This is a genomic window from Desulfobacula sp. (assembly GCF_014237455.1).
Classification (GTDB): Bacteria; Desulfobacterota; Desulfobacteria; order Desulfobacterales; family Desulfobacteraceae; genus Desulfobacula.
Map to the genome: position 1 here is coordinate 1 of NZ_JABZFL010000043.1, position 9,716 is coordinate 9,716.

The window sequence follows — 9,716 nt, forward strand, 5'->3', positions numbered from 1 at the left end:
GTCAGGCTTTCCTTATTGTCGTTATTGAGCTCAATAACGACAATAAGGAAAGCCTGACCCCAGTTACTGACCCCAGTTAAATTTCTACTTCTGCAGGAATAATAATCGCTGCATCCTGAATGTCTGACAGTTTGGGGATTTCTTTTTTCCCGGCCTTCCATCCCCTGTGTTTCAAAACACCCTCAAATGGAGGCTCTCCTGAAATATTTCCAACAAGCTTAATTGAATCAATATCAAACCCTGGTTCAATCGTTACCATTTCACCCTCTTCATTGTCTATCACAGGCTTTGGATCAATATATTTTTTTATTGTCTTTTTACAGTCTTCATGAATACTTCGTACAGCAGCACCAATCTGCTCATCATCATACAAACTTAAATCTTCATCAAAAAAATCCAGAAGCCGCCCATCCCGCTGCAATACAGACAAGCTGTGCAGAAACAAACGTGTTTTCCGGTCCCGCTCTATTTTCTGATCCACAAAATCTTTTTTAACATGAACTTCAGCAACCGTCTTTGACTTTGAGCTTCTCAAAACAAGCCATAATACCCAGCCAAACAATAAAAGGCCCACTGCTGCTGCCGGCACTACCCATAAATAAAAATTATTGGATATCAGCTCTAAAATATTCATAAGCCAGACGCTTCCTTTCAAAATCCATAAATAAAAAAACCATGCTGTGATTTACAGCATGGTTTAGATAATAATACAAAAATAGTCTATATCAAGCAACCGCTTTTTAAAGACTGTTTTTTAAAAATTGGGAATCAGGGGAAAGTTGCTACATCAAAACTTTTATTCATCTTTTACAACAATAACATCCTTATTGGCATCAAACACTTTCTGTCCAATCCCTTTCACCTGCATAATGTCTTCAGGTTTCTGAAAAGGATTGTCCTTTCGATATTCAATTATTCTTTCTGAAATTTTGTCTCCGACATGCTTAAGGGTCACAAGTTCTTTTTTGATTGCTGTATTTATATTTATTTTTCCACTGCCGGCAATCACCGGCTGACAGAAACTGAGAAATAACAAACTGATCAGGATTAACAAAGATACTTTTTTAATTTGATTCATTTTAGTCTCCTTTTTTTAATAAGAAAATACAAATGTCCCCTGATTCCCAAGAGTTTTTGAATTCGCTCATTTCATAATAGAAAATTCGCCAGAAATTAGATCTTTCTGGCAACCGATTCATTCTTGCGATAAAAATTATAAAAAAATCAGGGGGCTCTGTCAATCAGGGTAAACCCTGATTTTTGAAGAAAAAATCAAAGAAATATCAATTTTTTTACTTTTTTCCGCAATATTTCGATCCCGCCATTCAGATTTTCTGTAGAATCAATATATAAAAAATCTCCAGTCGATCAGCCAATCCTCTCTGAGTTATGACCACATCTTTAATTTTTATGTCTCCGGGCAAAAAACGAGACAAACCCAAACCCAGCAAAACAACATCCCAAAAAAATCACAACCGCCAAATTTCCATACCCGCGAAGAACCAGGGCGCCGATTCCCACCAGAACCTGCAACACCCCATATCCTGTGGAAACCTTCCAGTGAGCCACTCCCATTTCATTGGCAAGCAACTGATAAAAATGCCTCCGATGCGGTTTCATCAACTTATCCACCTTTATCAAAGGAAAATCATCCTTTATCCTCACATACAGGGTCGTCAGCTCATCTGCATAAAAAGGAAAAAGAAACGCACAAAGAACCATAAAATCATTCAGACTATAAGACAATCCCACCACCAGCCCGGCATACACAAACCCAAGCATAATGCTTCCCACATCCCCCATGAACACACGGGCTTTCGGCATATTAAAGGGTAAAAAACCCATGCACGCCAGACCCATGCAACCGCTGAGGACAATAAAAGAATCAGCCCCCCCTGAGAGAACCACAAATAAAGCCATCAAGCCGAATGCTATCATACCGGTAATACCGGCAATCCCGTTGATTCCATCCATGAAATTATAATAGTTTGCCGTTCCTGCAACAAACACAGCAAAAAAAGGGATCAACAGATAAACAGGCCACCCCCTTCCTTCCCAGTAAAACAGGCCAGACAACAGACCAATGCTTGCCAGAAGCTGAATCCCCAGCCGAATTTTTGGGGCAATCTCCCTGCGATCACCATACAGACTCAAAAGGGAAATCAGCCCGGCACACATCCAGAATAATATCGGAAGCCCCAGCACCCACGATGCCAATAAAAAAGCGGCCAGGATCCCAATCCCACCGCCCTTTGGAACAACTCCCTTATGGGAACTCCGGTTACTGGCCTTGTCCAAAAGTCCAAAACCACTGCCCCACCTGACGATAAGCCAGGCGCCGGCACTGCCAAGAGCTAAAGAGGCTATGTAAACAATTAAATAATTCATTTTAAAATCTGACCTTTATGAAATTATGAAGTATTCTCCGGTCTCTCTTCTCCCGACACCGACGCTAAACCGAACCTGACCCCAGTTAAAGCTCTATCCATAGAAACAACCGGCTTCCACCCCAGCAGATCCCGCGCCTTGGAGCTATCCACCTGCAAAGAACCAAACAGACGATCTGCAACATTCCTTTTGCCTAACAGACCCGCCACAAAGGTCATCAAGCCAACAGGCACCGGCAGTAAAAGAGACCGCTTTCCAAAAGCCCGCGCCATCTTCTGCAACAACTCAGTAGTCGATACATCCTCTTCATCAGAAATCAAAAATACTTCATTTGCAGCTTTAGGGTGATCCATACAATGAATAATAAAATTCACCAGATTATCCAAAGCCACAAAACTGCGTTTATTATGTACAGCACCCAATGGCAGCGGAACACCTCTTTGAACCCACTTCATCAGCAAACGAAAATTAGCCTTGACCCCAGGTCCATAAACCAGAGGCGGCCGAATAATCACAACCTCAAGTTCTGTTTCTTCAGCGATCGCCATCAACCCCTGCTCAGCTTCATACTTTGAAACCGCATATGCATCCTGTGGCTCAGGGACATCCTCTTCAGAAAAGCTTCTCCGCACACCCTCCACCTGCCTCCCTGTTTTTTCCCCATTAACCTTAACAGAACTAATAAACACAAACCGTCGAACCCCGGCCGCCACAGCCTGCCGAGCTAGCTTCAAAGTGCCCGCTGTATTTACCTTGCGAAACTCCGCCAACGGATCAGCAGCTGAGTCATTCATAATATGAGCACTTGCAGCAGTGTGAATCACCACATCAATTCCATCAAGCGCTTTGCTCCAATCATCAAACCAATAGATATGATCAGCGATATATATCGAGAGCCGTACTATTCCTTTTGCATCACTGTCTTCTTTAGGTAAAACAATCGCAATTGGATAAGAAAGAGCAACCACCGGTGAAATCATGGAGGTTATTGCCAGAAAAGTGCCTAAAAGACCATAAATTTCTGGTCCGTAAAGCCGGGTAACCACTGGAGAAAAAACCATTGCAATAGCCTGTGCCCCTGCAGTACCACCGGCCACGATAGCCACATTCCGTATGAATTTGTTTTTTATTATATGTATGAGTTTACTTATCAAAGGAGTTGCGCTGAATAGTTACAAAAAAGTAATAATATTCTGATGACTAATTTCATGATGGAATACCGAAAGTACCGGTAAGTCAGCCTGATTTTTCAAGAGCACCTTTTGGGTCAGGATATATGAAACCTTTGCACGAGTCATCTATTCTCCCTACAAAACACAGGTGCTTCCCTGCACCTCGTATTCGGGCACGATTTCTTTTATTTTTTCCCTGATACCCTGCACATCATGCAGAGATGCCACAGTGTAGAGATTCTGGAGCTGATCCAGCAGATGTTGCCGGAAAACCTCCTGACTGCCCATACCGTCCCAGTCTCCATCAGCTTTGAGCACCATGATTTTCTCATGCATGGTGGGCACAATCCCTTCGCCCTCCGTGATGAGTTCCTCATACAGTTTTTCCCCCTGGCGAAGCCCTGTGAACTGCACCTCAATATCATCATCCGGCTCTTTGCCGGACAGCCGGATCAGATCCCGGGCCATATCCGCGATCTTGATGGGTGTGCCCATATCCAGAATAAAGGTTTCCCCGCCTTTTCCCTGGGCACCTGCCTGGAGGATCAGCTGGGATGCTTCAGGGATGGTCATGAAATACCTTGTCACTTCGGGATGGGTCACGGTCACGGGTCCTCCCCGCTCGATCTGCTCTCTGAACAAAGGAATGACAGACCCGGAAGATCCCACAACATTGCCAAACCGCACAGACATCATACGTGTACCATTGCCCATGTAGCTCCGCACCAGCAGCTCACACACCCGCTTGGAGGCACCCATGATATTGGTGGGCCGCACAGCCTTGTCCGTGGAGACCAGCACAAAATAACCAACCCCGTACTCCAGGGCCTTTTCCAGCATCACATGATTGCCCCGGATATTGTTGGACACGGCCTGCCAGGGATTGCGCTCCAGCATGGGAACATGCTTGTATGCAGCAGCATGGAAGATCACCTGGGGCTTATAACGCTGCATCATACTCTCAATGAGTTCCTCATCCTGGATCTGGCCCAGGACCGTGCTGTACTGCTGATACCCGGCCCTGTGCTTCAACTCCATCTGGATGTGGTAAAGTCCTGATTCAGACACGTCCAGGAGGACTAGCTGCCGGGGCTGGAATTTTATAATCTGGCGGCACAGTTCACTTCCTATACTGCCGCCTGCCCCGGTCACCAGAACAATTTTATCATTGAGATACCCTGCGATCTTATCAGAGTCCAGCTCCACGGGTTTCCTGCGCAGCAAATCTTTATATGAGACATCCCGCAGGGTCTTCACGCTGACCTTACCGTCGATAATATTGCTCAGGCCCGGCAAGGTCTTGAACTGCAGGTCACAGGCCTTGCACGCTTCCACAACAACCCGCATCTGCCGCCCCGTAGATGACGGCATGGCAATCAAAACTTCTTTGACCTTGTGCTTTTCCCTGATGACACCCAGATCCTTTACCCCGCCCAACACGGGCACCCCGTGGATGGACCGGCCCTGCTTGCTCTTATCATCATCGGCAAATCCAACCACACGATAGGTGAGCCTGGGATTTTCACTCACCTCACGGAAGAGCTTTTCACCAGCGCTGCCGGCCCCATAAATCAATACAGGATTAAAGTCCTTGCTGGTTTTAAATAAATGAAAGGCAGACTCGGTTCCCGTGTTCATGTACTTCTGGAAAATAAATCTGATAAACACCCGCAGTCCCCCGGTAAACAAAAAGGCCAGCACCCCGTCAATAAGGAACACACCCCTGGAATAACCCTGGAACCGATGTACAATAAGTATAATTGCCATTAATACCAGGGTGGACAAGACCGTGGCCTTGCAAAGCTTCCACAGATCGGGAATACCCGTATACCGGAACATGCCCTTGTAAAGCCCCATAAACAAAAATGCCGTTGCCTTAACAACAAGCACAATGGGCAGCAGGGAAAGAACCTGGGCAAAATAATACCGGTCCAGTATGAACTCGAACCGAATAAGATAGGCAGAGAACAAAGCTGCTGAAAAAAGGATCAGATCAAGAAAAAAAATTACATAAAAATTAAAATGTCTCAGCTGGGTAAACATCCTTATGGGGTCAGGCTTTCCTTATTGTGGTTATTGAGTTGTATTATGGATATATACATGATATGAGCAATTATGGCAAGAAAACCTCGAATTCACTATCCCGGCGCAATTTATCATGTAATGCTCAGGGGTAACGCAAAGCAGACTATCTTTCATAAAGATGAAGAATACCGGTATTTCGAAGATATCCTGGACCAGGCACTGGATCAATACTCACTCATGCTGCACGCGTACTGCTGGATGAAAAATCATGTTCATATGGCATTGCAGGTCAAAGACAAGCCTCTTTCGAAACTGATGCAAAATATCTCTCAGCGCTATACACACTGGTTCAATAAGCGGCATGACCGGGTCGGACACCTGTTCCAGGGACGTTACAAAGCAATTCTTGTAGACAAAGATGCATATCTGTTAGAGCTGATCCGTTACATTCATCTTAACCCGGTGCGCGCCAAGTTGGTAACTGATCCGATTGATTATCGTTTCAGCAGCCATGCAGCATATACCGGGCATGTCCAATCCCCTTCCTGGTTAAGTGTTGACCAGGGCCTGGGTCAATTCGGCAAAACAAAATCTGCCGCACATGCCTCCTATTTGCATTTTATGGGGCAGACAACCGAGGAAGAACTTCTGGAGCAGCTCCGCCATGGCAGCAAGGAAGGGCGAATACTTGGCAATGAAAGCTTTGTCAGAGATGTACTCAAACAAAACAGTGAAAAGGTTTTTGCAAAAATTACAATTGAGCAGTTGGTGGATGTAGCAGCACAGGTTTACAAGGTCTCACCTTTGGAAATGACAAGTGCCAGCCGTGCAAGATATCTGGTAGAAGCAAGAGCAATGACCGCACTGATCGGCATGGATCATTGCGATTATTTGCTGTCGGATTTTGCACAATACTTTAACCGGAATCTGCCGTCAATGAGCAAACTGGTCAAGACAATACGTACCCGCCTTACAAAAAACAGGTCAATGCATGAAAAAATGGAACATATCAAAAACCAAATAACCACAATAAGGAAAGCCTGACCCCGTTAGATTGCGGTGACAATCCGTTGCTGCTCTTTTTTCGTCAAATAGGGATGCATGGGAAGGCTGAAGATCCGGCCTGCACAATCTTCAGAAACCGGGAAATCACCTTTTTTATACCCCAGATCTTGATAAGCTGTCTGTAAATGTAATGGCGTTGGGTAGTATATTGCTGTGGGAATGCCATTCTCTTTCAATCTTTCCTGGATACGAGAACGCATCTCACCATCCTTTGCCAGCAAAGAATACTGAGCCCACACGCTCTTATACCCGTCAAAAACCCCAGGCACCACAACACCGCCCCCACCCTGCAGACCTTCAATCACCCGGGTATATCTTTGGGCAGCATCCCTTCTTTTTTGAACTTCACGGGGAAATATCGTCATCTTTGCCAGAAGAATTGCCGCCTGCAAGGTGTCAAGACGTCCATTTATTCCCAAACGCACATTATCATATTTATCAGATCCCTTTCCATGGACCCGTACGGAATTAAGCTTTTCAGCAATCTCATCTAAATCAGTAAAAATCGCTCCCCCATCACCATAACAGCCCAAAGGTTTGGCAGGGAAAAAAGAGGTACACCCGATATCTGCCAGCCCACCCGCCGACCGGCCTTTATACTCAGCCCCGAGCGACTGGGCCGCATCTTCTATAACAACCAGATCATTGTCTCTTGCAATTTTGTTAATGCCATCATAATCACAGGGAAGTCCGAACAGATCCACGGGTATAATTGCTCTGGGAGTCAGCCCTGAAGGATAATCTTTTTTAAATTCAAGCACTGCCGTTTCAAGCTTTTCCACAGACATATTAAATGTACCCGGATCAATATCCACAAAAGCAGGCACTGCCCCCAGAATTCGAATGGCTTCAGCCGTGGCAATAAAGGTAAAAGGCGTTGTAAAAACCGCATCCCCGGGCCCGACACCATAGGCCATAAGAGCCATGATCAGTGCATCAGTCCCGGATGAACAGGTCAATGCATGTTTGACACCCACAAACTCAGCCAACCGGGTCTCCAGCTCCTTCACCTCCGGCCCCATAATATATTTGCCATGCTGTAAAACAGCCCGAATATTGGCTTCAATATCCGGCAGGATTTTTTTCTGCTGGGCAGCAAGATCAACAAAGACAATACCATCATCCCCAGAATTATCATTGACATCATTCAACCATTGATAATCCTTTCCACACACGGAACAGACCATATCATCATTAATCTTTTCCCCGCACTCGCACATCCACCCTGTCTGTCTTGCAGGATTGCCAACCACAAGGGCTTGATCCAATACATCCTTTGTCACAACAGCCCCGGCTCCCACAAAAGCATATTTCCCGATTGTCACCCCGCAGACAATGGTACAATTGGCCCCTAAAGAAGCCCCTTTTTTCACCAAAGTCGGCCGGATCTCATCCATTCGCCTTATGGCAGACCTGGGGTTGAATACATTGGTAAATACCATGGAAGGCCCGCAGAACACATCATCTTCAAGGGTCACCCCCTTGTACACAGACACATTGTTCTGAATTTTGCAGTTGTCGCCAACCTTAACATCCGGCCCCACCACCACATTCTGACCGATACTGCACCCTTTGCCCACAATTGAATTTTTCAAAATATGGGAAAAATGCCATATCTTTGTATCAGCACCAATCTCAACCTGCTCGTCAACTACTGCCGTTTCATGAATAAACATAGGGGGTCAGGCTTTCCTTATTGTGGTTATTGTGGTTATTGCCTGGATTTTTCTGTCGCGGATTTGCACTTGTTTTTGTTCCGGGCACAAGGGATTCATTTCAAAGTCAATTCTATATCCCATAAGTTTTATCGTGTGGGCCAAGTAGAACAAATTTCAAAGTTTCATCCTGTGTGTCTTTACAATCGGAATACAGAACAACCGTATCATCTTTTTTTTGAACCTGTTTTTTGATTGATGAATGTTTTTTTATTGCTTTTAGAAAAACGGATTCAAATTTTATATCCATCAGTCTCCAAAAACATCATCATATGAATGCCAGGTTGATGTTCCATTCTGCAATTTTGTTTGAACTTCGATCATACTCTCATTAAAAACCGGGTTGGAAAGGATCTCGTTAGTTTTTTCACCCTCAACTCTTCGTTTAAGCGATAAAATATACTGGGTGACAATATTAGCAATGCTGGTACGATTTTCGGCAGCATATATTTTTATAAAATCAGCAAGATCTTTATCTGTACTTATATTTAATCTAGTTTTTGTCATAATATCCTCCAGACCAATAAATAATGATTCTTGCGCCTAGCATACGCCTAATAGGCGCAAAGTTAAACAGATAAATTTTTTAATACTATAGCAGACACTCAATAACCACAATAAGGAAAGCCTGACCCCAATCCACTTATAAACCGAGGTGGATACTGATAGCTTTGTTCATGCTTTGAATCAGATCTTTATTCAACTTTCCAACCTTTTTTATAAGCCTTGCCTTATCTATTGTGCGGATTTGATCTGCCTTGGCTTTTGAGTCTTTGTTTAACTGGGTAGATTTTTTGGGTAAATAGATTTCAAATGGATATATTTTTGAAAGATTTTTAGATGTGATTGGAATAATCGAGACTGTTTCTGAATTCCTGTTACCAATATTGTTTGAAACAATAATTGCAGGTCTTGTTTTTGAAATCTCATGTCCGATGACCGGATCAAGAGCCGTTAAAAAAATTTCTCCTCTTTTAATAGTCATCCCAATGCTCAAGATCTATGGATTCAAAATCTTTGGCGATGTCTAATGCCTCATTCCTTCTTTCTTGATACCCTTCTGCAAGAAGCGCTTCCAAGATTTCCTTGTTTTTTCGGGCAATCCTCTGTTTTATGGCCTCAGCAATAAACTGGCTTCTTTTACGAGGGGGAGCGGCCTGGTTAAGCTCTTTAGCAATAGCTATCGGAAGTGTAATGTTTAATCTGACAGTCTCAGTACTCATACAAAACTCCTTATATTTGAATGGTACTTATTATGCGCATATAAACGCACATTGTCAATATTTAAAAACCGATAAAAAAAACTTGATTTTCTCCTGGTGCTCTTTTCGGCACGGTATCAGACCCCGTC

At 44.1% G+C, this 9,716-nt stretch carries 11 protein-coding genes; 1 reads left to right on the top strand and 10 read right to left on the bottom strand.

What is annotated here, in order from left to right; translation table 11 throughout:
* Window positions 1–76: 76 nt before the first annotated feature.
* The 5 genes from HGJ91_RS06515 to HGJ91_RS06535 all read right to left on the bottom strand — a co-directional run bounded on the left by HGJ91_RS06515 (window position 77) and on the right by HGJ91_RS06535 (window position 5,603).
* Window positions 77–634, bottom strand: coding sequence for a DUF2760 domain-containing protein (locus HGJ91_RS06515; protein WP_291346903.1), 558 nt, complete (start codon window positions 632–634; stop codon window positions 77–79).
* A gap of 162 nt (window positions 635–796) precedes the next feature.
* Window positions 797–1,078, bottom strand: coding sequence for a helix-hairpin-helix domain-containing protein (locus HGJ91_RS06520; protein WP_291346904.1), 282 nt, complete (start codon window positions 1,076–1,078; stop codon window positions 797–799).
* 323 nt (window positions 1,079–1,401) lie between these two features.
* Window positions 1,402–2,388, bottom strand: coding sequence for a UDP-N-acetylmuramyl pentapeptide phosphotransferase (locus tag HGJ91_RS06525; RefSeq protein WP_291346905.1), 987 nt, complete (start codon window positions 2,386–2,388; stop codon window positions 1,402–1,404).
* Between the two features lie 23 nt (window positions 2,389–2,411).
* On the bottom strand, window positions 2,412–3,485 hold the full coding sequence (locus HGJ91_RS06530) for an NAD-dependent epimerase/dehydratase family protein (RefSeq protein ID WP_291346906.1): 1,074 nt from the start codon (window positions 3,483–3,485) through the stop codon (window positions 2,412–2,414).
* Window positions 3,486–3,695: 210 nt separating this feature from the next.
* Complete coding sequence (locus HGJ91_RS06535) at window positions 3,696–5,603, bottom strand: nucleoside-diphosphate sugar epimerase/dehydratase (protein ID WP_291346907.1); 1,908 nt, start codon at window positions 5,601–5,603, stop codon at window positions 3,696–3,698.
* Between the two features lie 72 nt (window positions 5,604–5,675).
* Between HGJ91_RS06535 and HGJ91_RS06540 the strand changes: the two genes are divergently transcribed.
* On the top strand, window positions 5,676–6,629 hold the full coding sequence (locus HGJ91_RS06540; RefSeq protein ID WP_291346908.1) for a transposase: 954 nt from the start codon (window positions 5,676–5,678) through the stop codon (window positions 6,627–6,629).
* A gap of 5 nt (window positions 6,630–6,634) precedes the next feature.
* Here the strand turns inward: HGJ91_RS06540 and HGJ91_RS06545 are convergent, their stop codons facing one another.
* The 5 genes from HGJ91_RS06545 to HGJ91_RS06565 form a co-directional block, all read right to left on the bottom strand.
* Complete coding sequence (locus HGJ91_RS06545; protein ID WP_291346909.1) at window positions 6,635–8,326, bottom strand: aminotransferase class I/II-fold pyridoxal phosphate-dependent enzyme; 1,692 nt, start codon at window positions 8,324–8,326, stop codon at window positions 6,635–6,637.
* A gap of 112 nt (window positions 8,327–8,438) precedes the next feature.
* Window positions 8,439–8,615: a hypothetical protein gene (locus HGJ91_RS06550; RefSeq protein ID WP_291346910.1), complete on the bottom strand. Its 177-nt coding sequence runs from the start codon at window positions 8,613–8,615 to the stop codon at window positions 8,439–8,441.
* A complete protein-coding gene (locus tag HGJ91_RS06555; protein WP_291346911.1) occupies window positions 8,615–8,872 on the bottom strand; it encodes a DUF6364 family protein in 258 nt (85 codons plus the stop codon). The genes HGJ91_RS06550 and HGJ91_RS06555 overlap by 1 nt, the downstream gene beginning before the upstream one ends.
* A 136-nt stretch (window positions 8,873–9,008) precedes the next feature.
* Window positions 9,009–9,350, bottom strand: coding sequence for a type II toxin-antitoxin system PemK/MazF family toxin (locus HGJ91_RS06560; RefSeq protein WP_291346912.1), 342 nt, complete (start codon window positions 9,348–9,350; stop codon window positions 9,009–9,011).
* Window positions 9,340–9,588, bottom strand: a complete 249-nt coding sequence (locus HGJ91_RS06565) for a hypothetical protein (protein WP_291346913.1) — start codon at window positions 9,586–9,588, stop codon at window positions 9,340–9,342. The genes HGJ91_RS06560 and HGJ91_RS06565 overlap by 11 nt, the downstream gene beginning before the upstream one ends.
* Window positions 9,589–9,716: the final 128 nt, after the last annotated feature.

What these genes read in the sequence shown, in the direction of transcription:
- HGJ91_RS06540 (WP_291346908.1), top strand. Translation starts at nt 5,676, where the DNA reads ATGGCAAGAAAACCTCGAATTCACTATCCCGGCGCAATTTATCATGTA.
- HGJ91_RS06560 (WP_291346912.1), bottom strand. Translation starts at nt 9,350, where the DNA reads ATGACTATTAAAAGAGGAGAAATTTTTTTAACGGCTCTTGATCCGGTC.
- HGJ91_RS06555 (WP_291346911.1), bottom strand. Translation starts at nt 8,872, where the DNA reads ATGACAAAAACTAGATTAAATATAAGTACAGATAAAGATCTTGCTGAT.
- HGJ91_RS06515 (WP_291346903.1), bottom strand. Translation starts at nt 634, where the DNA reads ATGAATATTTTAGAGCTGATATCCAATAATTTTTATTTATGGGTAGTG.
- HGJ91_RS06550 (WP_291346910.1), bottom strand. Translation starts at nt 8,615, where the DNA reads ATGGATATAAAATTTGAATCCGTTTTTCTAAAAGCAATAAAAAAACAT.
- HGJ91_RS06565 (WP_291346913.1), bottom strand. Translation starts at nt 9,588, where the DNA reads ATGAGTACTGAGACTGTCAGATTAAACATTACACTTCCGATAGCTATT.
- HGJ91_RS06535 (WP_291346907.1), bottom strand. Translation starts at nt 5,603, where the DNA reads ATGTTTACCCAGCTGAGACATTTTAATTTTTATGTAATTTTTTTTCTT.
- HGJ91_RS06525 (WP_291346905.1), bottom strand. Translation starts at nt 2,388, where the DNA reads ATGAATTATTTAATTGTTTACATAGCCTCTTTAGCTCTTGGCAGTGCC.
- HGJ91_RS06545 (WP_291346909.1), bottom strand. Translation starts at nt 8,326, where the DNA reads ATGTTTATTCATGAAACGGCAGTAGTTGACGAGCAGGTTGAGATTGGT.
- HGJ91_RS06520 (WP_291346904.1), bottom strand. Translation starts at nt 1,078, where the DNA reads ATGAATCAAATTAAAAAAGTATCTTTGTTAATCCTGATCAGTTTGTTA.